A 22,807-nucleotide genomic window follows, 5' to 3' on the forward strand; every position below is an offset into this window, starting at 1 on the left:
CCTCAAACGCCGGACGGGCTGAATAATCCAGCCCCTCCGGCGTTTGAGGAGCGGGGTCTGGGGCGGAGCCCCAGAAGGATGGGACGGGTAGGGGCGGCGGGGGCGAGACACTTCCCCCGGCGCCCCCGGCGTCACATGTACTTCTTCAGTTCCCGCCGGGCCAGCGACCGCTGATGCACCTCGTCCGGACCGTCCGCGATCATCAGCGTCCGCGCCCCGGCGTACAGCTCCGCCAATGGGAAGTCCTGGCTGACACCCCCCGCACCGTGCAGCTGGATCGCCCGGTCGATGATGTCGACCACCGCACGCGGCGTAGCGATTTTGATGGCCTGGATCTCGGTGTGGGCGCCCTTGTTGCCCACGGTGTCCATCAGCCAGGCCGTCTTGAGGACCAGCAGCCGCAGCTGCTCGACCGTCACCCGCGCGTCGGCGATCCAGTTGTGCACGACTCCCTGCTGGGCCAGCGCCTTCCCGAACGCCGTACGGGACACCGCCCGCCGGCACATCAGCTCGATCGCCCGCTCGGCCATGCCGATCAGCCGCATGCAGTGGTGGATACGACCGGGACCGAGCCGCGCCTGGGCGATGGCGAAGCCGCCGCCTTCCTCGCCGATGAGGTTGGCCACGGGCACGCGCGCGTGGTCGAAGATCACCTCGGCGTGGCCGCCGTGGTAGTGGTCCTCGTAGCCGAAGACCTGCATCGCGCGCCTCACCGTGACGCCCGGGGTGTCACGGGGGACCAGGATCATGGACTGCTGGCGGCGGATGTCGTCCCCGCCGGGGTCCGTCTTGCCCATCACGATGAAGATCTTGCAGTCCGGGTTCATCGCCCCGGAGATGTACCACTTGCGGCCCGTGACGACGTAGTCGTCGCCGTCCCGCTCGATCAGCGTCGTGATGTTGGTGGCGTCGGACGAGGCCACCTCCGGCTCGGTCATCGCGAACGCCGAGCGGATCTCACCGGCCAGCAACGGCTCCAGCCACTGCTTCTTCTGCTGCTCGTCGGCGAACTGGTACAGCACCTCCATGTTCCCGGTGTCCGGCGCCGCGCAGTTCGTCGCGGTGGGCGCGAGCTGCGGGGAGCGGCCGGTGATCTCGGCGAGCGGGGCGTACTGGAGGTTGGTGAGTCCGGCTCCGTACTCGGCGTCGGGGAGGAAGAGGTTCCACAGGCCCTGCCGGCGTGCCTCGGCCTTGAGCTCCTCGACCACGGCCGGGGTGTCCCACGGGGACGCCAGCGCGGCCCGCTGCTCCTCGGCCACCGCCTCCGCCGGATAGACGTACTCGTCCATGAAGGCGAGCAGCTTGGCGCGCAGTTCCTCGGTGCGCGCGTCGAACGCGAAGTCCATGGCGGATCAGCCTTCCTGAAGGGTGGTGAGGCCGTGCTGGATGAAGACGGGGACCAGGTCGCCGATGCGGTCGAAGCCGCGGCCGACCGTCTGGCCCAGCGTGTAGCGGTAGTGGATGCCCTCCAGGATCACGGCGAGCTTGAACCAGGCGAACGCCGTGTACCAGGAGACCGCGGAGACGTCGCGCCCCGAGCGCGCGGCGTACCGCTCGATCAGTTCGGCCGGTTCCGGGTGACCCGGGGCCTCGGCCGTGGTGGAGACGGGTGAGTCGGGCATGCCCAGCGGCATGCTGTACATCACCAGCAGACCCAGGTCGGTCAGCGGGTCGCCGAGCGTGGACATCTCCCAGTCGAGGATCGCCTTGATCGTGTCGTCCGCACCGATCAGGACGTTGTCGAGCCGGTAGTCGCCGTGCACCACGGTCGCGGTGGGGGAGGCGGGCAGCCGGCGGCCGAGCGTCGCGTGGAGCTCGTCGATGCCGGCCAGCTCACGATTGCGGGAGGCGTCCAACTGCTTGCCCCAGCGGCGCAGTTGCCGGTCCAGGAAGCCCTCGGGCCGGCCGAAGTCCGCGAGCCCCACCGCCGCCGGGTCCACGGCGTGCAGTTCGACGAGGGTGTCCACCAGCGACAGCACCGCGCCCCGGGTGCGCTCGGGGCCGAGCGGGACGAGCTGGTCGGCCGTGCGGTACGGGGTGCCCTCGACGAACTCCATGACGTAGAACGGCGCCCCGAGCACCTCCTCGTCCTCGCACAAAAGCACCGGCCGCGGCACCGGCACGTTGGTCGGGTGCAGTGCGCTGATGACCCGGTGCTCGCGTTTCATGTCGTGCGCCGTGGCGAGGACATGGCCGAGCGGAGGGCGGCGTACGACCCACTTCGAGGTGCCGTCGGAGACCGCGTAGGTGAGGTTCGACCGTCCGCCCTCGATCAGCCGGCCGGTCAGCGGACCCTGCGCCAGACCGGGCCGCTCGCGCTCGAGCAGGCCGCGCAGCCGGTCGAGATCGAGACCGGGCGGATGGTCGGGGCTCATACATCGCTCCTGGAAGGCAGGTGAACGGGACCTGACTTATGATGCCGACCAGTCGGTATGTAGTCCAGTGGGCGAGCCGAACGTGATCGGGGCCACGATAGGCCGACAGCTCCCCGCGCGGTGCGTCGGGGAGCTGTCGATGGGGTTTTCCCGGCCAGTGCACCGGTGGTCTGGCGGTGGCCTCAGTGGTCGTCCCAGTGGCCCTCGTGGGCGGCGTGCCGGTGGCCGTCGTGGAGATAGTCGACGTGGTCGCCGTGCAGGACGCTCTCGTGTCCGCAGTCGGCGCCGTGCTGATGGGTGTGGCCCTCGTGTGCGACGTGCCCGTTCGCCTCGCACTCGTCCCAGTGCCCGCTGTGCTCGCGGTGCAGGTGGCCGTCGTGCGCGTAGTCGGTGTGGTCGCCGTGCGGCACCGCGGTGTGCCCGCAGTCCGGACCGTGGGTGTGGGTGTGAGAGGGGTGTTCCGCGTGCAGGGTGGTCATCGTGCTCACCTTCGGAGGCGGGGGTCGTGACGTCGGACAGGCTGCCACGCGAACGCCGCATATCGGGTCATTCGGCTTGCGTGGCGTCCTGCCACGCCGGAGGGTCGAACCCATGAAGGGGATCAGCTACACACGCTACGGCGGGCCCGAGGTGCTCGCATACGGAGAGCTGCGCGAGCCGCGCGTCGGCCCCGACTCCGTGCTGGTCAAGGTGCGGGCGGCGGCCGTCAACCCGGTCGACTGGAAGTGCCGCGAGGGCCACATGGACCGGCTGCTGGAGCCGGCCTTCCCGGTGGTGCCGGGCTGGGACGTCTCCGGGGTCGTGGTCCAACCGGGCGTGTCCGTCACCGAGTTCGGCGTCGGCGACGAGGTCATCGGCTACGTACGCGAGGACCTGCTCTCCCACGGCACCTTCGCCGAGTACGTCGCCGCCCCCCTGCGCACCCTCGCGCGCAAGCCCCGCAACCTCACCTGGGAGCAGGCGGCCGGACTGCCCCTGGTCGGGCTGACGGCGTATCAGGTGCTGACCAAGGTCCTCGACGTGCGGCGCGGCGAGACCGTCCTCGTGCACGCGGCGGCCGGCGGCGTGGGCTCGATCGCCGTCCAGCTCGCCCACCATCTGGGTGCCCGGGTGATCGGCACGGCGAGCCCGCACAACCACGACTTCGTCCGCGGCCTCGGCGGCGAACCCGTCGAGTACGGCGACGGCCTGACCGAACGGGTGCGCGGTCTCGCGCCCGAGGGTGTGGACGCCGCGTTCGACACGGTCGGCGGCGGCGCGCTGAAGGCCTCGCCCGACCTCCTCGCCCCCGAGGGCCGCCTGGTCTCGATCGCCGACCCGGATGTCTTCGACTACGGCGGCCGCTACTACTTCGTCCGCCCCGACGCGACGGACCTGCTCCGGCTCTCCGAACTCGCGGAGGAGGGCGTGGTGACCGTGCACGTCTCGGAGACGTTCCCGCTGGAACGAACGGCGGACGCCCACCGGCTCAACCAGGAGGGCCGCACCCGCGGCAAGATCGTGGTCACGGTGGACTGGGAGACGGAGGAGGAGCCGGTGGCACCGGAAGGGTTGTGGCAGGAGCCGGACCAGAGCGCGTGGTTCTTCGAAAGCCCTCGGGAAAGGCCCTGGAGAGGTCTCAGAGGACCAGGGCCGCTCCGCACACCGCCAGGGCCACCGTGAGCAGGACCGTGGCCGTGGCATACCGGGGGGTCAGGGGCGAGGGTTCGGGTGACGAGGCCAGGGCGTGGATGCGGCGGTGGGCGAGGGCCACGAAGGCCAGCCACAGCCCGCAGCACAGGGCGCACGCGACGATCCCGGCCACCGAGACGCTGCCCTGCAGCGCGGTCTTCACGGCGAGTACGGCGGCCACCGCGCCGGACAGCGTCGTACGGCGCCACGCGAGGCGCGTCCGCTCGGGCTGCAGTCCCGGATCCCGTACCGGTTCCGCGGCCGCCCCCGCGCTCACCCCTCCCACCCGACGAGGACGACGACGACCATCGCGACGGCGACGACCGCGACCACGAGGCTCAGCATCGCCGGGAACCGCGACACCGGCAGATCCTCGCCCCGGCGCATCGCCCGCTCGCAGCGCACCCAGTGGTTGACCGCGCGCAGCGAACACAGCACGCCCGCCGCGAGCAGCGCGAGCGCGAGCCCGACCCGCCAGCCCCAGCGCAGGTCCGGCAGGAACTGGTCCACCGCGAAGCCGCCGCCGATGAGGGCGAGCGCGGTACGCAGCCAGGCCAGGAAGGTGCGCTCGTTCGCCAGTGAGAAGCGGTAGTCGGGGGTGCCGCCCTCCTGCCGGACTCCCTGCGGCGCGAACCACAGCCGGACGTTTCGTACGTACTCGATCACATGCACGACCCTATCCGGGCGGCGACCGAGGGGCGTGTCAGTGCCGCCCGCTACGGTTGGGGGCCCGGCAGCCCGCTGGCGCTGTGCGACGGGCAGTACAGCCCGCGCACGGTGCCTGCCGCCCTCGGCATCACCGCCCGACCAGGAGCGGGCTCTCGCCGACGCGCTCGCGGGCCGTTCCCGGGCGGATCAGCCGGCCGTCGTCCGATAGGCCCGGAGCCGCTCGTACGCCGCCAGCCCGTCCGGCACCCAGGCCCACTGCGTCAGCCGCCGCTCCACCTCGGCCTCCGGCAGGAAGTCGTGCCAGGCGACCTCCTCCACCTGCGGGCTCACCGGCAGTTCGCAGCGCACCTCGTACACCGCCGACCACCAGGTCTGCCCGGCGCCGTCGTCGTAGAGGAACTTGAACAGGAACGAGGGCCGCGGCAGCCCGCTCACGCCGAGTTCCTCCTCGGCCTCGCGCAGCGCGGCGTCCTCGTACGACTCGCCCGCGCCGACCACTCCGCCGACGAACATGTCGTACCGCGACGGGAACACCAGCTTCGTCGGCGTACGGCGATGTACGAAGAGGCGTCCCTGCGCGTCCCGGGCCTCAATGAACACACAGCGATGGCGCAGCCCCTTGGCATAGGCCTCACCGCGCGGCGACTGCCCGACGACCCGGTCCTGCTCGTCGACGATGTCGAGGATCTCGTCAGCGGAACTCATGGGGCCATCCAATCAGGACGGCATCGCTCCCACCGCCCCTACCCGTCCTGTCCCTGGGGACTGCAAGGACCTGAAGGAGCGCGGGGAACCGCGCGACCAGCCCCCGCTCGCCCGCACCCGAAGGACGGTCGGGGTCGAAGGGGCGGAGCCCTTGGGGATGGGACGGGCAGGGCGGCGGGGGCGAAGACACCCGGGGCGTCGCCGCGATCAGGTCGTCGCGACCGCCGCGGCCGTCCGCTTCGGCTGTACCGCCCCGCAGGGCATCGCGGAATGCGTGCCGAGGAGGATGATGCCGACCACGATCCCGGCGAGGCCCGCGGCCTCCCAGGCCAGGGCGCCCGAGTCGGCGCGCAGGCGGTCGCCGAGGAAGCCGACGCCGCAGAGGATGCCGGCCAGCGGCTGGGCCGCGGTGAGGGCCGGGAGCGACATGCGCAGGGAGGCCGTTTCGAAGGCGCTCTGGACGAGGATCAGGCCGGTGAGGCCGAGCGCGACCACGGCGTAGGGCTGCCAGCTGGTCAGGACCTCGGCCATGCCGCCCTCGGCGAAACGCTGGCCCGTCACCCGCGTCAGGGCGTCCTGCACGCCGTACAGCAGACCGGCGGCGGTGGCCAGCAGCGCAGGCCCGGCGCTGAGCCGCGAGCGCTTGGCGTAGGCCGTCAGCAGCAGGGCCACCCCGACCATGACGCCGATGATCAGCCACTGCCGGAAGGGCCCGCTGGGCGCCGTTCCGCCGTGCGGCTGGCCCGCCACGATGAACGCCGTCACACCGCCCGCGAGCAGGGCGAGACCCGTCCAGCCCTGGCGGCCCAGTGGCTGCTTGGTCTGGCGGCGGGAGAGCGCGAGCGCGAACAGCAGGTTGGTCGCCAGCAGAGGCTCCACCAGGGAGATCTCACCCTGGCCCAGCGCCATCGCGCCCAGGGCCATGCCGACCACCATGAGTCCGATGCCGCCCAGCCAGCGGGGCACCTTCATCAGGTCGAGCAGGATCCGGGGGGAGAGGAAGTCGCTCAGTGGCGCCTTCTGCGCGGCGTTCTGCTGGAGCACGAAGCCGAAGCCGAGACAGCACGCGGCGCTGACGGCGAGTATCAGGATCTGGAGCGACACGCTGCGTACCTCGATCATCCTGCCGGGCGGACGGGGTGCGTAAGGGCCGACTGTAGCGGCCTTAGGCCCGGCGAGCGCGTCCCGCAATCCTGCGGTGCCCGCGACGCCGACGCTATGACGTACGCCACACCAATCGAACAATTCCGGCATTACGGGCTGGCTGCGCGTCACATCAATCCCACATGTAACAGGAGTTGACGCGTGTAACGAGTCGACCGCCCTTGACGCGAACCGTTGGCTGCGGATTTGCTGTGCGTGATCGGTTGATGACAGTCCACATTCACCCCCCGACAGAACCCAAAACGGTGCCCCCACCTCCGCCACCCCTCGGCCGCGGCCGCAAGCGCGCATCCCACGCCTTCGACGCGGCCCTCGACGACACCGAGCTCGCCGCCGCCCGTACCGCTCTCGCGCAGGGCAGATGGCAGACGGCCCGCTCGCTGCTCGCCCGGACCGGCGACGACTGGGACCGCAGAGGGCACCGCGTCACCGTCCTCGCCCAGGAGCCGTACTGCGCCCCCTGGACCCGTGACTGGCTGCTCGCCGAACCCGACTCCGCCGACGCCGCCGTCCTGCTCGCCCTCGCCCAGGTCCAGCGCGCCCTGCGGGGCAAGGAGAAGCCGGTCCGCGCCCGCGAGTCCTGCCACGCCGCGGCCGCCATGGCGCCCGCCGACCCCACCCCCTGGCTCGGCCTGCTCATGCTGGAGAGCGCCCTGGGTGCCGAGGAGGCGGTGCGCCGCCACTTCGCCGAGGTCCGTGCCCGGTACGCCGACCACCACCATGCCCACCACCTGATGGTCGCCCGCCTCGCCGAGCGCCGGACCGGATCGGGCGCCGACCCGCTCCACGAGGTCTACGACTTCGCCAACGAGGCCGCCGAGCACGCCCCCGCCGACTCCCCGCTCGCCGTCCTCCCGGTCGTCGCCCACGCTGAGCGCTACCGCGTTCTCGCCGGATCCGGACACGAGCCCGGCGACGCGGCCGCCTCCGGACACTGGTCCGGCCGCCGGGCCCGGCAGGTGATGCGGGCCGCCTTCGACTGGTGGCTGGAGTGGGAGCAGGAGGGCCATCCGCGCCGGCTGATCGACCTGAACTACCTCGCCCACGCCAAGGTCTGCGAGGGCCGCGGCGCCGAGGCCGCCGCCCTGTTCCACCGCATCGGCGAGCACGCCACCCCGTCGCCGTGGTCGTACCCGGACCGCGACCCCTACCCCGCCTTCCGCGCCGCACGCGACACCGCGCTCGGCACGGCGTAACGCCCCCAACCGCAGTCGACCCAAGGACGGTCCCCGATGACCACGGGCAGTTCCAGCACGAGCAGAGCCTCCACAGGAAGTGGCGGCATCAGTACGTTCAAGGGACAGGACCGCGCCCTGCGCGCCGACCGGCTGGGCACGACGGGCCTGCTGCTGTCCGTGCTCGCCGCCACGGCACCCCTCATGGTCGTCGCGGGTGTCATGCCCACGACTTTCGGGGTGATGGGTGTCCTCGGCCAGCCGCTGCTCTTCGTGATCCTCGGCCTCGTCCTCGCGCTCTTCAGCGTCGGATACGCCGAGATGAGCCGGCACGTCCACAACGCCGGCGCCTTCTACGCGTACATCTCCCGCGGCCTCGGCGGCACCGCCGGCGCGGGCGCCGCGATGGTCGCGCTCGTCGCCTACAACGCCCTCCAGGTCGGCATCTACGGCATCTTCGGCTTCGAGGTCTCCGGGCTGTTCGCCACCTACCTCGACATCGAGCTCGCCTGGTGGATACCGGCGCTGCTGGCCGTGCTCCTGGTCGGCGGCCTCGGCTGGCTGAAGATCGACCTCAACGCCCGCGTCCTCGGCGTACTGCTGCTCATCGAGGTCGCCCTCGTGGTCATCTTCGACGTCGCCGCGCTCGGCGACCCCGGCAAGGAAGGCCTGTCCCTGCACGCCTTCAACCCGGACACCCTCACCGGCGCGGGTATAGGCACCGCCCTCTGCTTCTGCGTCGCCGCCTTCCTCGGCTTCGAGCAGGCCCCCGTCTACGCCGAGGAGACCAGCCGCCCGCACCTCCTCGTGCCCCGCGTGATGTACCTGGCCATCGGCGGCATCGCCGTCTTCTACACGATCACCTGCTGGGCCTACACCGTCGCCGCGGGCCCCTCGGCCATCGTCGGCACCGCGCAGGAACAGAGCGCCGGACTGCTGTTCTTCCTCACCGAGGACCTGCTCGGCACCGGCTTCACCGACGTCCTGCACGTGCTCTTCGTGACCGGCATGTTCGCGGCGATGCTCAGCTTCCACAACGTCGTCGCCCGCTACGCCTTCGCCATGGGCCGCGAGGGCCTGCTGCCGTCCGCCTTCGGCCGGACCAGCGGCGCGAGCGGCGCCCCCGGCACCGGATCGCTGCTCCAGACCGGGATCTCCCTGGTGGTCGTCGCCGCGTTCGCGCTCGCCGACGACAAGCCGACCGGCGACCCGACCGCACCGGTTCTGCACCTGTTCACCTGGATGGGCAGCCTCGGCGCGCTCGGCGTCACCGCCCTGATGGCCGCCGCCTCGGTCTCGGTGATCGTCTTCTTCCTGCGCCGGGGCGCGGCGGCCGCCCAGTTCTGGCGGCTGGCCGCCTCCGGTCTCGCCGTTCTCGCCCTGCTGTTCATCGTCGTCTGGACCGTCAAGGACTTCGACGTCCTGATCGGCGCGGGCCCCGGCTCGGCCCTCGGCTGGGCCCTGCCCGCCGTCATCGCCCTCGCCCTGGCCGTCGGCGTCGCCCAGGGCCTGCTCCTGCGCTCCCGTGCCCCCGAGACCCACGCCCGCATCGGGCTGGGCAACGAGGCGTTCCAGCTGGAGAAGGCCGCCCGCGGCGATTGACGAGAGCCGGTTGAGAGGTGGTTACGGAAATCTGACGGGCACCCGCGTTCCCTGGCCCGGCGGGGGGACGCGGGTGTTCGATAAGTACGTGAACTCCGAACAACCCGAAGAGCAGCGGGGCAAACCCATCGGCCGCCGCGTCCTCCTCGGCACCCTCGGCCTGGGCGCCCTCGGCGTGGTCACCGCGCCCACCCTCCAGCGCGGCCTGGAGTCCTTCCTCGCAGGCGCGTCCGACAAGGACCCCACCGGCCTGACCGGCCTGCTCCCCAACGGCGGCGGCTTCCGCTACTACTCGGTCACCTCCTCCGTCCCCCGCAAGAACGCCGAGACCTACCGCCTCACCATCGACGGCCTCGTCGAGCATCCCGGCACCTACACCCTGGCCGAGCTGCGCGCCCTGCCGCAGACCCGGATGGTGCGCGACGTCCAGTGCGTCACCGGCTGGCGGGTGCCCGGCACCCCCTTCGAAGGGGTCCGCCTGTCCCGGCTGCTGGACGCCGCCGGAGTGCGCGAGGGGGCCGGGGCGGTGCGCTTCACCTGCTTCGACGGGGCCTATTCCGAGAGCCTCACCCTCGACCAGGCCCGCCGCGCGGACGTCCTGGTCGCCCTGCGCATGCAGGACAAGGACCTCAGCCACGCCCACGGCGGCCCCGCCCGCCTCTACGTGGCGCCCATGTACTTCTACAAGTCCGCCAAGTGGCTCTCCGGCATCACCGTCACCAAGGACGTGCAGCCGGGCTACTGGGAGGAACGGGGCTACGACATCGACGCCTGGGTCGGCCGCTCGAACGGACGCGACGATGAGCCTACGACTTGACGCCCCCGGCAGGGCCACCGGCGTCCGGCGCTTCGGGCCCGCCTCCCGCTGGGTGCACCGCACCACGGCCGCGCTGATGGGCGTGTGCGTGGTGACCGCGGCCTGTCTGTACGTCCCGCAGCTCGCCGAACTCGTCGGCCGCCGCGAGCTGGTGGTCCGTATCCACGAGTGGGCCGGCCTCGCCCTGCCCGCCCCGGTCCTCGCGGGCCTGGCCTCCCGCCTGTTCCGCGCCGACCTCGGCTTCCTCAACCGCTTCGGCCCGCACGACCGCGTGTGGCTGCGCGCCGCGTTTCGCCGTGACAAGGGGGCCGCGTCCCGGCCTGCTGGCAAGTTCAACGCCGGGCAGAAGATCTACGCGGCCTGGATCGCCGGGGCGACGCTGGTGATGCTCGGCACCGGGCTGATCATGTGGTTCACTCATCTGACGCCGCTGGTGTGGCGCACGAGTGCCACCTTCGTCCATGACTGGCTGGCCCTCACCATCGGGATCGTCCTCGCCGGTCATATAGGCATGGCGCTGGCCGATCCGGAGGCGCGGCGGGGGATGCGGACGGGGTCGGTCAGCCGGGAGTGGGCGGAGCGGGAGCATTCGTTGTGGCGTCCGTGACGGTGCGCTCCGCCGGTGGGGCGGCATGGGTTGTTGGCGGACCGTAGGTGACTTCGGCAGGAGCGCTTGCGTCTGAGCCCGGGGTCGGCTCCAGTACCACGTCCGGCGCGGTGACAGTGAACGCGATCGGCAGGCGGACCTCGATGCCCGCGTGCCGGACGGTCACGTCGGCCGGGCCTGCCTCCAGCGCTGGTACGACCACTGACAGCACGAGCCGGTCGCCGGACTCCGACTTCAGGACGGGCACCCCGGGCACCTGCTGTTCGCCGATGGTCACGTCTGCGTCCCGCAGTAGCTCCGCGGGGTCGAAGTAGGCGTCCGCCAGCTCGATCCCGATCGTCTCGCCGGGCCGGGCCTCGCCGTCGCCGCCCGTGTCCACGCCGGCGATCCGGTAGCTGCACGCCGGGGGCCCGCTCGTCGACGGCTTCAGTCGCACGGTGGACTCGGGATGCCGCCGATGGAAGTCGAGCAGACCTTCCAGGACGGCGTACGCGGCACGGCCCTTGCAGGTGTCGGCCGCGTCCGCCAGGGCGGCATGCTCCCGGACCGTCTGCTTCCAGCTGCCGCCCTCGCCCTGTACGGCAAGACAGGCGGTGGCCAGCCCGCGCAGCAGCGTCCACTCGGCGTCGGTCGTGGTCCGGGGGATCACGCTCAGGGCGGCCCGGCACTCGCCGGGATCGTGGAGGAGGTCGTACACGCTCGCCTGGTCCGGAGTGCCGTCGGTGTCCGGCGAGTCGGGGCCGGGCGGCAGCCAGCCGGGGACTTCGAGGAGTTTGGGGCTCATGGAGGGGCTGGGCGCGGGCCTCGGCGTCTCCTTCCGCGCGCCGCCCCGGGAAGGGCTGGGCGTGGCCGTCACCGCCGGCGGGCCCGCATGACCTTCGGGTGACTGCCGCAACGGGGGAGTGGCCCAGCCCGGCGGGCCGTTCGGCACCTCGCGGGGACCGGCCGAGGGTCCGGACGTGACGATCGTGCCCCGGCCACCCCTGCCGTCCGCAAGTCCACCCCCGTCACTCGTGAAGGCCGCGGCGGCCACCGCCACCGCCCCCACGACGAGCAGCCCCGAGATACGCATCCCGAGGGAAACCGCCATCACGCCCCCCGAAGTCCTCGCCCCCGACGACTGAGGCAGCCGCCGAGGGTCACCTCATCATCAGGCCGAAGGCGGTCTCGGGGAAGCCGCTTCAGATGATCGTCCCTGCGAGTTCAGACACCCGGCGCCGCGGAGTCCGGCCCTCCGAAGTCCAGCAGCACCTTGCACGCTTCGCTCCGGTCCGCCGCCAGCGCGAACGCCGCCTCGGCCTCCCGCACCGGCATCACCGCGCTGACCAGCCCGTCGAACGATGCCTGGGCCGCGAGCAGTTCGAGCGCCGCGTCGAACTCCGTGTCGAAGCGGAACGCCCCGCGCAGCTCGATCTCCCGGCTCACCACGAGGTTCCCCGCGAACGGACTCCGCCCCGGCGGCAGCATCCCCAGCTGCACCACGACGCCGCCGCGCCGCACCAGCCGCAGACAGGCGTCCAGGCCCGCGGCGACGCCCGACGCCTCGATCGCCACGTCCACTTCGTACGGCCACCCGGCGTCCTGCGGATCGTCGGCCCGTACGAGGGTGTCGGCACCGGCGATGCGCGCGTACTCCAGAGCCGTCGGCAGCAGGTCCGTCACCGTGACCCGCCCGGCGCCCGCGGCCTTCGCCGCCGCCACGACCAGACACCCGATGGGCCCGGCACCGGTCACCAGGACATGCCTCCCGGCCACCTCTCCGGCCCGCCGCACGGCGTGCAGCGCGACGGACAGCGGCTCGGCGAGCGCAGCCCGGCGCAGTTCGAGACCGGCCGGGAGCGGCCTCAACTGGTCGGCCGGCACAACGACTTGTGCGGCGAACCCGCCCTGGACATGCGGGAAGCGGGCCGCGCTGCCCAGGTAGTGGGTGTCCCGGCAGACGTTGCGTCGCCCGTCCGCGCACTCCGGGCAGACCCCGCAGGGCGTGGCCGGGTGCACGGCGACGGCCGTTCCGGCAGCCGGGCCCGACGCGCCCGGGGAGCCGTACGACACGACCGTGCCGACCACCTCGTGCCCGAGCAGCATCGGTTCCCTGAGCCGGAAGTCACCTACCCCGCCGTGCCGCCAGTAGTGCAGATCGGAGCCGCAGACCCCGCCGTACCGCACGGCCACCAGCGCCTGCCCCGGACCCGGGACCGGCACCGGCAGCTCCTCGACCCGCAGGTCGTCCTGACCGTGGATCACACAACCGAGCATCCGCGAGGCCTCCTTCACAGCACGCTCGTCATGCCGCCGTCGACGTACAGCACCTGCCCGCTGACGAAGTCCGCGGCCGGGGAGGCGAGGAACAGCACCCCGCCCACCAGGTCCTCGGTACGGCCCCAGCGGCCGGCCGGGGTGCGGCGGCGCACCCAGGCGCTGAACTCCTCGTCGGCGACTAGGGGCCCGGTCAGCTCGGTCTCGATGTAGCCGGGGCCGAGGCCGTTGACCTGGACGCCGTGCGGCCCCCAGTCGGCGCACATGCCCTTGGTGAGCATCTTCAGGGCGCCCTTGGTCGCGGCGTAGGGCGCGATGCCGGGGCGGACCACCTCGCTCTGCAGCGAGCAGATGTTGACGATCTTTCCGTGGCCGCGTTCCGTCATCCGCCGGGCCGCCTCACGGCCCACCAGGAACGCGCTGGTCAGGTTGGTGTCGAGGATGCGGTGCCAGTCGGAGTCGGTGAACTCCAGGAGCGGGGCGCGCAGTTGCATCCCCGCGTTGTTGACCAGGATGTCCAGCGGGCCCACCCGCTCCTCGACATCCGCTATACCGGCGGCCACCGAGGGTCCGTCGGTGACGTCGAACACGGCCGTGTGGACGTCACCGGGCAGTTCGGCGGCGGCCTTGGTGAGGCGTTCGCCGTCCCGGCCGTTGAGGACCACCGTGCAGCCGGCCTCCGCAAGACCGCGGGCGAGCGCCAGGCCGATGCCCCGGCTGGAGCCGGTGACCAGGGCCGTGCGGCCGCTGATGTCGAAGAGGGGGTGAGCCGTCATCGTCGTACCCCTAAATGACCAGTGAGAGCAGCAGGACCAGACCGCCGGCGACCACCGAGATGATCGTCTCCATCACCGACCAGGTCTTGATGGTCTGGCCGACGTCCAGCCCGAAGTACTCTTTGACCAGCCAGAACCCGGCGTCGTTCACATGGCTGAAGAAGAGCGAACCGGCGCCGATGGCGAGGACCAGCAGGGCCGCGTGGGTCGTCGACATCTCGGCGGCCAGCGGTGCCACGAGCCCGGCGGCCGAGACCGTGGCCACCGTCGCCGAACCCGTCGCCAGCCGGATCGCCACCGCGATCAGCCAGGCCAGCAGCAGGGCCGGGATCGACCAGTCCTTGGAGATGTCCAGGACCATCTGACCCACACCGGTGTCGATCAGGGTCTGCTTGAAGCCACCGCCCGCGCCCACGATCAGCAGGATGCCCGCGATGGGCGCGAGGCTCTTCTCGACCAGCGGCGAGATGCGCTCCTTGCCGAACCCGGCCGGCTTGAGCAGCGTGAAGATGCCCAGAAGCACGGCGGCGAGCAGCGCGATCATCGGGGAGCCGACGACGTCGAACACGCGCTGCACGGTGTTCTCGGGGTCGTCGATCACGATGTCGACCAGCGCCTTCGACAGCATCAGGACGACGGGCAGGAGGATCGTGAGCAGCGTCGGCCCGAAGGCGGGGCGCTGCTGCGGTTCCTTGGAGGCCCGCTCCTCGGGCGACTGGCCGGATTCCCCGAGCGCCTGGAGCATGCGCTCCGGTGCCGGGACGTCCACCCAGCGGGCCGCGTACCGCGAGAACACCGGACCGGCGATGATCACCGTCGGGATGGCGATCAGGACGCCGAGCGCCAGCGTGACGCCCAGGTCGGCGCCGACCGCGTCGATCGCGACCAGCGGGCCGGGGTGCGGCGGGACCAGGCCGTGCATGACGGAGAGGCCGGCGAGGGCCGGGATGCCGATGCGCATCAGCGAGTAGTTGCCGCGCTTGGCGACCATGAGGACGACGGGGATCAGCAGTACGACACCGACCTCGAAGAACAGGGGCAGGCCGATCACCGAGGCGATCAGCACCATCGCCCACGGCATCGAACGGCCGCCCGCCTTGGCGAGGATGGTGTCGACGATCTGGTCGGCGCCGCCGGAGTCGGCGAGCATCTTGCCCAGGATCGCGCCGAGGGCGATCAGCACGCCGACGCCGGCCACCGTGGTGCCGAGTCCGGCGCTGAAGCTGGTGATGACCTTGTCGAGCGGTGCTCCGGCGATGGCGCCGAGCGCCAGCGACCCGAGGGTCAGCGACAGGAACGCGTGGAGTTTGAACTGGGTGATGAGCAGGACGATGACGGCGATGCCCGCCAGGACGGCGATGCCCAGCTGAGCGTGGCCGGCCGAGGTGATGGGCTCGACGGTGTCCGCTGCCAGCATCTCGACGCTGAGTCTGGTCACGGGGGTTCCCTTGCAGGTACGGGGGTTGGGGGAGGGATGGTGCCGCGGGGGGTGGCGGTGGTGCGGGGTGTTGCGAGGGGTGTTACGCCGCTGAGCCCGGAAGCTCGCTCAGCGCCTTGGCTGCCCGTTCGGTGATCTCCTCCGGGCTGCCGGCGACATCCACGGCGGCTCCGGCCTCGTCGGCCTGGAGCGGCTGGAGCGTGGCGAACTGCGAGTCCAGCAGCGCGGTCGGCATGAAGTGCCCCTGCCGGTGCGTCATCCGGTCCTCGATGAGCGATCGGTCGCCGGTGAGGTGCACGAACACGACGCCGGGCGCGGCGGCCCGCAGCCGGTCACGGTAGGACCGCTTCAGCGCCGAGCAGCTGACCACCCCGCCGAGCCCGGCCCGCTCGTGCGCCCAGGCGCCGATGGCGTCGAGCCACGGCCACCTGTCGTCGTCGTCGAGCGGGGTGCCGGCCGACATCTTGGCGATGTTGGCCTGCGGGTGGAAGTCGTCGCCCTCGGCGTACGGGACGCCGAGCCGGGCGGCGAGCAGGGGACCGATGGTGGTCTTGCCGGTGCCCGCGACGCCCATGACCACGACGACATGGGGGGTACTCATCGCTGCCTCACTGTCTGCTGTCTTCGTCGACACGTGATGTCGACGCCACTGAAACTCATTAGGTACGACTAATTCAAGACCCTGTGACATATAAGTCTGACTTTTTGATCGCGTGATCTGCCCCGTACGCTGAGTGCATGAGCACAACGGGCCGGGGGCTGCACGGCCAAGTACTGGAAACCCTCGGCCCCGCGATCACGGCGGGTGAGTACCCGCCGGGCAGCGTTCTGCGCACGGACGAACTGGCGCAGCGCTTCGACGTCTCCCGCTCCGTGATGCGCGAGGCGGTCCGCGTCCTGGAGTCCATGCACCTGGTGGAGTCCCGCCGCCGCGTGGGCGTGACGGTCCGTCCCAAGGCCGAGTGGAACGTCTACGACCCCCAGGTCATCCGCTGGCGCCTGGCCGGCGCCGACCGCCCCCAGCAGCTGCGCTCACTCACGGTGCTGCGCTCGGCGATCGAGCCGGTGGCGGCGGGCCTGGCCGCGAAGCACGCGACGGCCGACCAGTGCGCCGAACTCACCGAGTGCGCCCTCGGCATGGTCGCCCACTCCCGCGGCCACCAACTTGAGGGCTACCTCGTCCACGACGTCGCCTTCCACCGAGTCGTCCTCAACGCCTCCGGCAACGAGATGTTCGCCCGCCTCGGCGACGTCGTCGCCGAGGTCCTCGCGGGCCGCACCCACCACGAGGTCATGTTCGAGGACCCCGATCCGGCCGCGGTCACCCTGCACGTTCAGGTCGCGGAGGCGGTCCGCGCGGGCGACGCGGCCCGCGCCGAACACCTGACCCGCGAGATCACCATGGGCGCCCTCCAGGAACTGGACATCCTGGCGCCATGACCGAGGACCGCCGCCGCGCGGACATCGAGCGCATCATGGAGCCGCTGAAGGCGAACATGCCCGAGGCGGACGACTTCGGCTTCGAGGCGATCCACGAACCCGGCTGCCTCACTGTCTGGGCCACGTCCTGCGGGACATCCCCTGGTCAGGCCGGGAACTCCCCGTCCACGTACACCCAAGCCCTGTCCACCCGCTCGAACCGGCTCCGCTCATGCAGTGACCCGCCCCGGTAGGACGCCCGGAACTCCACCGTGCCGGACGTGTGGAACGCCGTACCGTCACCGGTCGCGAGGATCTCCAGCCCCGTCCACCGCATCCCCGGATCGAGTTCCAGCCGCGCGGGCCGCGTCCGCGGATGCCAGGTCCGCAGCAGATACGCCGCGTCCTGCTTCACGAACGCGCTGTACCGCGACCGCATGAGCGCCTCGGCGGTCGGCGCGGCCGCCGCACCTGAGTGATAGCGGCCGCAGCACTTGTCGTAAACCTCGGGCAGCCCGCACGGGCAGGAACGCGTCGTCATGCCCGCCATTGTCCTAGCCCGCCGCCCGTGTCCGCGCCCCCGGCAGCGGCGGCAGCGCCGCCCCGTGCACCCACGCCTCGAACAGCTCCTCCACCGGCTCGGTCGCGAAGCGGGCCACGTGGGAGGTGAAGGCGGCCGTCGTCACCGTGCCGCCGCGGTGCAGCTGGCCCCAGGCGCGCAGCATGCGGAAGAAGGCGATGTCGCCCATCGCGCAGCGCACCGCGTGCAGGACGAGCCCGCCGCGTTCGTAGAGGCGGTCGTCGAACATCGACTTGCGGCCGGGATCCGCCAGCCGCAGGTCCTGCGGCTGCGCGGACAGCAACCGGTGCGCGGCGGCGGCGAGTTGCTGGGCCGTACGCCCGCCCGAGCGCTCCGACCACAGCCACTCGGCGTACTTGGCGAAGCCCTCGTTCAGCCAGATGTGCCGCCAGTTGGCGATGGACACGCTGTTGCCGAACCACTGGTGCGCCAGCTCGTGCGCGACCAGCCGCTCCGAACCCCGCGCCCCGTCCACGTGGTTGGCGCCGAACAGCGACAACCCCTGGGCCTCGACGGGCACATCGAGTTCCTCCTCGGTCACCACGACCGCGTACTCGTCGAACGGGTACGGCCCGAACAGTTCCTGGAACAGCTCCATCATCTGCGGCTGGCGCGCGAAGTCCCGGGAGAACTCCGGCAGCAGATGCGCCGGGATGTGCCCGTGCTGCGGCACTCCGCCCAGGCCCGGATCGCCCAGCAGCACCGTCTGGTACTTGCCGATCGACAGGCCGACCAGATAGCTCGACGTCGGCGCCGACTGCTCGTACACCCAGGTGGTCGTGGACGCCTTCGTCGTCCGGGTCAGCAGCCGCCCGCCCGCCACCACCGCGTACGCCGACGGCGTGGTGATCGAGAGCTGGTAAGAGGCCTTGTCGGCGGGCCGGTCGTTGCACGGGTACCACGACGGCGCCCCGATGGGCTGGCTCGCCACCAGCGCCCCGTCCTCCAGCTCCTCCCAACCGAGCCCGCCCCAGGGGCTGTTCACCGGCTTGGGGTTGCCCGACCAGTGCACCTCGACCGTGAAGGCGGCCCCGGCGCGGACGGGCTTGGCCGGGCGGACGCGCAGCCGTCCGCCGCGGTGCGTGTAGTGCGGCTGCCGTCCGTCGACCCGGACCCGCCCGATCCTGAAGTCGGCCAGGTTCAGCACGAACTCGGTCAGCGGCGCCCGTCCCGCGATGGCGTTGATCCGGGCCGTCCCGGAGAGCCGGTTCGGGGCCGGGCGGTAGTCCAGCGCGAGCTCGTACCGGTGCACCCGGTACCGGGGATCGCCGTGCTCCGGGAAGTACGGGTCCGCGCCCGCCGCCTGCTGAACTGCCACTGCTGTCTGTGCTCCCTGCGCCGTACTGATGCCACTCCCCGCCGGCCCACGCCTCTCCGGCTCCGAGTGGGCCGGCATCAGGGACGCCATGCCTCGATCGGATTGCCGAGCCAACGGGTGTCGTCGGGGACGGACTCCGCGGCCATGACGAGCGAGGCGGGACCCAGCGTCGTACGGGCCCCGATCACGCTGCCGGGCAGGACGATCCCGCCAGGACCCAGCGTCGCGCCCTCACGGAGGACCACAGTATCCGTCCGCAAGATCCGGTCGTGGAAGAGGTGTGTCTGGAGCACACAGCCCCGGTTCACGGTGGCCGCGTCCTGAAGCGTCACCAGATCCGTCTCCGGCAGCCAGTAGCTCTCGACCCACACGCCCTTGCCGATCCGCGCCCCGAGCCCGCGCAGCCAGGCCGTCATCACCGGCGTACCCGGCACGGAACCCGCCAACCACGGCACCGCGAGCACCTCGACGAACGTGTCCGCCAGCTCGTTGCGCCACACGAAGGACGACCACAGCGGATGCTCCCCGCTGCGATGCCGCCCCACGAGCAGCCACTTGGCCACGACGGACACCAGCCCCGCCACGGCCCCGGCACCCAGCAGCACCAGCCCCGACAGCAGCGGCGCCCACACCCCCAGCGCACACAGCGCGGCGATCGTCAGCACCGCAAGACCCGCCGAGCAGAACACCGGCACGATCCGGCACAGCTCAACCAGCCCACGCGCCCACAGCAGCCGGGCCGGCGGATCGTACGTCAGGCTCTGGTCGCCGTCGGCGGCGGCACGCGGCAGCTTCACCGGCGGCAGCCCCAGATACGACGTGCCCTTCTTGGCCTTCTTCGGGGTCGCCGACAGCACCCCGACCAGACCGCCGTCCGGCACGGAACGCCCCGGCGCGGTCATCCCGGAGTTCCCCAGGAAGGCCCGCCGCCCGATCTGAGCCCGCCCGATCCGCATCCAGCCACCACCGAGCTCGTACGGCGCGGTCAGCGTGTCGTCGGCCAGGAACGCGCCCTCGCCGACCGTCGTCAGGCTCGGCAGGGCCAGCACCGTCGACACCTCGGCACCCCGCCCGATCCGCATCCCGAGCAGCCGCAGCCACACCGGCGTGACCAGCCCGGCGTACAGCGGGAACAGCGTCTCGCGCGAGCGGTCCATCAGTTGCGTGACCGTCCAGGCCTGCCAGCCGACCCGGCCGTGCGTCGGGTGCGTGCCCTCGCGCAGCCCGAGGCTCAGCAGCCGTACGGCGAGAAGGATCAGCACGGCGTACGCCAGCCCGAAGGCGAGCGTCGCCGGTACGAGCGCCGGCGCGGCGCCGACCAGCGGCGCGTCCGGCGTGAGGAACACCCGGGCCACGAGGAACGCGGCCGCCCCCGCCAGCACCGGCAGCGCGGTGAGCGCGAAGCCTGTGACGCCGTACATGACACGCCAGTACGTCCCACGCCGCGGCCGTTCCTTCGGCCAGTTGCGCTTGGCCTTGCCCAGTTTGACCGCGGGCGCGCCCGCCCATCGCTGACCGGTGGGAATCTGACCCGTCACCGCCGAACCGGGCGCCACCTCGGCCCGCTTGCCCACCCGGGCCCCCGGGAAGAGCATGCTGCGCGTGCCGACGACGGCATGCGCGCCCACCTTCACCGTGCCGACCTCCAGCCGGTCCCCGTCCAGCCACCACCCGGACAGATCCACCTCGGACTCGACGGCCGCGCCCCGGCCCAGCTTCAGCAGCCCGGTGACCGGTGGCAGCGAGTGCAGGTCGACATCGGGCCCGACCTTGGCGCCCAGCGCCCGCGCGTACCGCTCCAGCCACGCCCCGGTCAGCGAGGTGGCCCCGCTGAACTCGGCCAGCCGCTCGGCCGTCCACAGCCGTACATGCACACCGCCACCGCGCGCGTACCGGCCGGGCTTCACCCCCCTGAGCAGCAGCCGCGCACCCCCGGCCGCCAACGCCAGCCGCCCCGGCGGACTGAACAGGACCACGGCTCCGACCGCGACGAGCCACCAAGGGGCCGTGGGCAACCACCCGTAGGCGGGCAGCAGATTGCCGAGCGCCGCCAGCGCGACGGTCCAGCGCAGGCCGAGCAGCGTGAACAGCGGAAGGAGCAGCAGGACCTGGATCACCTGCGCGCGCCTCGGCACCGGGGCGATCACCCGCTCCGCCCCGTCGTCCTGCGCGGAGTCCTCAAGCCGTCGGGCCAGCTTCCGCAGCACCGGCTGCTGGTAGATGTCCAGGACGGCCGAACTCGGATAGCGGGTCCGTAGCCGGGTCGTCAGCTGCGCGGCGGCCAGACTGCTGCCGCCGATCGCGAAGAAGTCGTCGGAGGCGCTGGTCACGGGGATGCCGAGCACCTCGGTCCACTGCTCGGCGAGCCAGGCCTCGGTGCCGTAGAGCTGCTCGGCCGGACCACCGCCGCCCTCCAGGCCCGCGAGCGGCCAGGGCAGAGCGTTGCGGTCCACCTTCCCACTCGTACGGGTCGGCAGATCCTCGACCGGCGCGAGCAGCGGCACGAGCGCCGCTGGCAGTTCCGCCCGCAGCCTCTCGACCGCCGCCGCCTGGTCCCAGCCGTCCTGAGTGACGACATACCCGACGAGCAGCTGATTGCCACTGCGGGCGGTCCGCACGGCGGCGGCCGCACCGGCCACCCCGGGCAGCGCCTGCAACGCGACATCCACCTCACCGAGCTCGATCCGCCGCCCGCCGAGCTTGATCTGCTCGTCGGCCCGCCCCAGGAAGACCAGCCCCTCGGGCTCCGCCTTGACGAGGTCACCACTGCGGTACGCGCGCTCCCACCCCAAGGACTCCAGCGGCGCGTACTTCTCCGCGTCCTTCTCGGCGTCGAGATACCGCGCGAGCCCGACCCCGCCGATCACCAGCTGCCCGCTGCCGCCCATCGGCACGGGCTCCCCGGCCTCGTCGACGACGGCCAGCTCCCAGCCGTCCAGCGGCAGCCCGATCCGGATCGGCTCCTCGCCGCTCATCAGCGAGGCGCAGGCCACGACGGTCGCCTCGGTCGGCCCGTACGTGTTCCAGACCTCGCGCCCCTCGGTCACCAGCCGCTGCGCCAGCTCGGGCGGACAGGCCTCACCACCGAAGATCAGCAGACGTACGTCGCCCAGGGTCTCGGGCTCCCAGAGCGCGGCCAGCGTCGGCACCGTCGACACGACCGTGATCTCCTGCTCGACCAGCCACGGCCCGAGATCGGCACCGCTCCTGACCTGCGAGCGCGGCACCGGCACCAGACAGGCGCCGTACCGCCACGCCAGCCACATCTCCTCGCAGGACGCGTCGAACGCGACCGAAAGACCCGCCATGACCCGGTCCCCGGGCCCGATCGGCTCCTCGGTGAGGAACAGCGCGGCCTCCGCGTCCACGAACGCGGCGGCACCGCGGTGCGAGACGGCGACGCCCTTCGGCTTCCCGGTGGAACCCGACGTGAAGATGATCCACGCGTCGTGCTCGACGCCGGGACGCCCGGCGGCACACTCGGACGTACCGTGCACGGCGATCTCGTGCCCGGCCTCGATCACGGCCCGTACGTCCGCCTCCCCGAACACCAGCTCCGCCCGCTCGTCCGGGTCCTCGGCGTCCACGGGGACGTATGCCGCACCGACCGCGAGCACGGCGAGGATCGCGACGTAGAGGTCATTGGTCCCGGACGGTACCCGCACGCCCACCCGGTCCCCGAGCCCGACGCCGGCCGCGGCGAGCCCGCGCCGCAGCCGCTGCACCTCGACGGCCAGCGCCCGGTAGGTGAGGCTGGTCGTGCCGTCGTCGAGAGCGGGCTCGTCCGGATACGACCGTACGGACGCCTCGAAGACGTCGACGAGGGTGCGCGGTGAGGCCGCCGGACCCCCGGAGAAACGTGCCGTGTCGCCGAACTTCTCGCGGATCTCATCGTCGAGCAGGCCGAGAGCGCCGCCCTCGTGAATGGCTGCCATCCGGTCCTCGCGTCTCGATCCCGGATGCCTCCGGGGCGCTGGCGGGCCCGCAGGTTCGCCTGGGGTTGTCCGGCTCCAGCTCCGTAACAAGCCGGAAATTTTAGTACGACGCTAGGTTCGCGGCCCTTGGTTCACCACCCGGGACGCCCGTTCGGGGCGTCCGGGGCGCTGACCGACCTGCGTTGACCTGGTGATCTTCGACCGACGAGACATGCCCCACACAGCGCGTGACCAAGGGGTGGACACAGTGTCCGGATGGCTCATTCCGAGATGCCGAGACACCCGTGTTCGGCGGGAATG

Annotated in this window: 22 protein-coding genes; 7 read left to right on the plus strand and 15 right to left on the minus strand. The window is 71.9% G+C overall.

What is annotated here, in order from left to right; all coding sequences use genetic code 11:
- Positions 1 to 131: 131 nt before the first annotated feature.
- The 3 genes from ACZ4UU_RS22685 to ACZ4UU_RS22695 all read right to left on the minus strand — a co-directional run bounded on the left by ACZ4UU_RS22685 (position 132) and on the right by ACZ4UU_RS22695 (position 2,854).
- On the minus strand, positions 132 to 1,346 hold the full coding sequence (locus ACZ4UU_RS22685) for an acyl-CoA dehydrogenase family protein (RefSeq protein ID WP_471905208.1): 1,215 nt from the start codon (positions 1,344 to 1,346) through the stop codon (positions 132 to 134).
- A 6-nt stretch (positions 1,347 to 1,352) separates the two neighbouring features.
- Positions 1,353 to 2,375, minus strand: coding sequence for a phosphotransferase family protein (locus ACZ4UU_RS22690; protein WP_471905209.1), 1,023 nt, complete (start codon positions 2,373 to 2,375; stop codon positions 1,353 to 1,355).
- Between the two features lie 182 nt (positions 2,376 to 2,557).
- On the minus strand, positions 2,558 to 2,854 hold the full coding sequence (locus ACZ4UU_RS22695; protein WP_471905210.1) for a hypothetical protein: 297 nt from the start codon (positions 2,852 to 2,854) through the stop codon (positions 2,558 to 2,560).
- Between the two features lie 112 nt (positions 2,855 to 2,966).
- Here ACZ4UU_RS22695 and ACZ4UU_RS22700 point away from each other — a divergent pair, with 112 nt between their 5' ends.
- The gene (locus ACZ4UU_RS22700) at positions 2,967 to 4,037 is read left to right on the plus strand and encodes an NADP-dependent oxidoreductase (protein WP_471905211.1); all 1,071 of its coding nucleotides are present in this window, start codon (positions 2,967 to 2,969) and stop codon (positions 4,035 to 4,037) included.
- On the opposite strand, the gene ACZ4UU_RS22705 is transcribed toward ACZ4UU_RS22700, so the two are convergent.
- The 4 genes from ACZ4UU_RS22705 to ACZ4UU_RS22720 all read right to left on the minus strand — a co-directional run bounded on the left by ACZ4UU_RS22705 (position 3,994) and on the right by ACZ4UU_RS22720 (position 6,524).
- A complete protein-coding gene (locus ACZ4UU_RS22705) occupies positions 3,994 to 4,323 on the minus strand; it encodes a DUF202 domain-containing protein (protein WP_471905212.1) in 330 nt (109 codons plus the stop codon). The genes ACZ4UU_RS22700 and ACZ4UU_RS22705 overlap by 44 nt on opposite strands.
- Positions 4,320 to 4,712 (minus strand): YidH family protein, encoded by a 393-nt coding sequence (locus tag ACZ4UU_RS22710; RefSeq protein ID WP_471905213.1) that lies wholly within the window; start codon positions 4,710 to 4,712, stop codon positions 4,320 to 4,322. Before ACZ4UU_RS22710 ends, ACZ4UU_RS22705 begins: the two co-directional genes overlap by 4 nt.
- A 189-nt stretch (positions 4,713 to 4,901) precedes the next feature.
- Entirely contained in the window at positions 4,902 to 5,420 is a 519-nt protein-coding gene (locus ACZ4UU_RS22715; RefSeq protein WP_471905214.1) for an NUDIX hydrolase, read from the minus strand.
- A 207-nt stretch (positions 5,421 to 5,627) separates the two neighbouring features.
- A complete protein-coding gene (locus tag ACZ4UU_RS22720) occupies positions 5,628 to 6,524 on the minus strand; it encodes a DMT family transporter (protein ID WP_471905215.1) in 897 nt (298 codons plus the stop codon).
- Between the two features lie 305 nt (positions 6,525 to 6,829).
- On the opposite strand from ACZ4UU_RS22720, the gene ACZ4UU_RS22725 reads away from it, so the two are divergent.
- The 4 genes from ACZ4UU_RS22725 to ACZ4UU_RS22740 all read left to right on the plus strand — a co-directional run bounded on the left by ACZ4UU_RS22725 (position 6,830) and on the right by ACZ4UU_RS22740 (position 10,785).
- A complete protein-coding gene (locus ACZ4UU_RS22725) occupies positions 6,830 to 7,780 on the plus strand; it encodes a hypothetical protein (protein WP_471905216.1) in 951 nt (316 codons plus the stop codon).
- Between the two features lie 36 nt (positions 7,781 to 7,816).
- The gene (locus tag ACZ4UU_RS22730; RefSeq protein WP_471905217.1) at positions 7,817 to 9,361 is read left to right on the plus strand and encodes an APC family permease; all 1,545 of its coding nucleotides are present in this window, start codon (positions 7,817 to 7,819) and stop codon (positions 9,359 to 9,361) included.
- Positions 9,362 to 9,449: 88 nt separating this feature from the next.
- Positions 9,450 to 10,178: a molybdopterin-dependent oxidoreductase gene (locus ACZ4UU_RS22735; protein ID WP_471905218.1), complete on the plus strand. Its 729-nt coding sequence runs from the start codon at positions 9,450 to 9,452 to the stop codon at positions 10,176 to 10,178.
- Positions 10,162 to 10,785, plus strand: a complete 624-nt coding sequence (locus ACZ4UU_RS22740) for a cytochrome b/b6 domain-containing protein (protein WP_471905219.1) — start codon at positions 10,162 to 10,164, stop codon at positions 10,783 to 10,785. The genes ACZ4UU_RS22735 and ACZ4UU_RS22740 overlap by 17 nt, the downstream gene beginning before the upstream one ends.
- Here ACZ4UU_RS22740 and ACZ4UU_RS22745 read toward each other — a convergent pair.
- Positions 10,739 to 11,569: a hypothetical protein gene (locus ACZ4UU_RS22745; protein WP_471905220.1), complete on the minus strand. Its 831-nt coding sequence runs from the start codon at positions 11,567 to 11,569 to the stop codon at positions 10,739 to 10,741. The genes ACZ4UU_RS22740 and ACZ4UU_RS22745 overlap by 47 nt on opposite strands.
- A gap of 175 nt (positions 11,570 to 11,744) precedes the next feature.
- Here ACZ4UU_RS22745 and ACZ4UU_RS22750 point away from each other — a divergent pair, with 175 nt between their 5' ends.
- Positions 11,745 to 11,909, plus strand: a complete 165-nt coding sequence (locus tag ACZ4UU_RS22750; RefSeq protein WP_471905221.1) for a hypothetical protein — start codon at positions 11,745 to 11,747, stop codon at positions 11,907 to 11,909.
- Positions 11,910 to 11,988: 79 nt separating this feature from the next.
- Here the strand turns inward: ACZ4UU_RS22750 and ACZ4UU_RS22755 are convergent, their stop codons facing one another.
- The 4 genes from ACZ4UU_RS22755 to ACZ4UU_RS22770 all read right to left on the minus strand — a co-directional run bounded on the left by ACZ4UU_RS22755 (position 11,989) and on the right by ACZ4UU_RS22770 (position 15,856).
- A complete protein-coding gene (locus ACZ4UU_RS22755) occupies positions 11,989 to 13,041 on the minus strand; it encodes an L-idonate 5-dehydrogenase (protein WP_471905222.1) in 1,053 nt (350 codons plus the stop codon).
- Between the two features lie 14 nt (positions 13,042 to 13,055).
- Entirely contained in the window at positions 13,056 to 13,817 is a 762-nt protein-coding gene (locus ACZ4UU_RS22760) for an SDR family oxidoreductase (protein WP_471905223.1), read from the minus strand.
- 10 nt (positions 13,818 to 13,827) lie between these two features.
- On the minus strand, positions 13,828 to 15,255 hold the full coding sequence (locus tag ACZ4UU_RS22765) for a GntP family permease (RefSeq protein WP_471905224.1): 1,428 nt from the start codon (positions 15,253 to 15,255) through the stop codon (positions 13,828 to 13,830).
- 82 nt (positions 15,256 to 15,337) lie between these two features.
- On the minus strand, positions 15,338 to 15,856 hold the full coding sequence (locus tag ACZ4UU_RS22770) for a gluconokinase (protein WP_471905225.1): 519 nt from the start codon (positions 15,854 to 15,856) through the stop codon (positions 15,338 to 15,340).
- Between the two features lie 137 nt (positions 15,857 to 15,993).
- Here ACZ4UU_RS22770 and ACZ4UU_RS22775 point away from each other — a divergent pair, with 137 nt between their 5' ends.
- Positions 15,994 to 16,695, plus strand: a complete 702-nt coding sequence (locus tag ACZ4UU_RS22775; protein ID WP_471905226.1) for a FadR/GntR family transcriptional regulator — start codon at positions 15,994 to 15,996, stop codon at positions 16,693 to 16,695.
- A gap of 145 nt (positions 16,696 to 16,840) precedes the next feature.
- On the opposite strand, the gene ACZ4UU_RS22780 is transcribed toward ACZ4UU_RS22775, so the two are convergent.
- The 3 genes from ACZ4UU_RS22780 to ACZ4UU_RS22790 form a co-directional block, all read right to left on the minus strand.
- Complete coding sequence (locus ACZ4UU_RS22780; RefSeq protein WP_471905227.1) at positions 16,841 to 17,215, minus strand: YchJ family protein; 375 nt, start codon at positions 17,213 to 17,215, stop codon at positions 16,841 to 16,843.
- Between the two features lie 13 nt (positions 17,216 to 17,228).
- Positions 17,229 to 18,572 carry a M1 family metallopeptidase gene (locus tag ACZ4UU_RS22785; RefSeq protein ID WP_471905228.1) on the minus strand — a complete coding sequence of 448 codons (1,344 nt, stop codon included), beginning with the start codon at positions 18,570 to 18,572 and terminating at the stop codon, positions 17,229 to 17,231.
- A 77-nt stretch (positions 18,573 to 18,649) separates the two neighbouring features.
- Positions 18,650 to 22,507, minus strand: a complete 3,858-nt coding sequence (locus ACZ4UU_RS22790) for a Pls/PosA family non-ribosomal peptide synthetase (RefSeq protein ID WP_471905229.1) — start codon at positions 22,505 to 22,507, stop codon at positions 18,650 to 18,652.
- Between the last annotated feature and the right edge of the window lie 300 nt (positions 22,508 to 22,807).

This window comes from Streptomyces sp. NPDC028907, assembly GCF_055564995.1.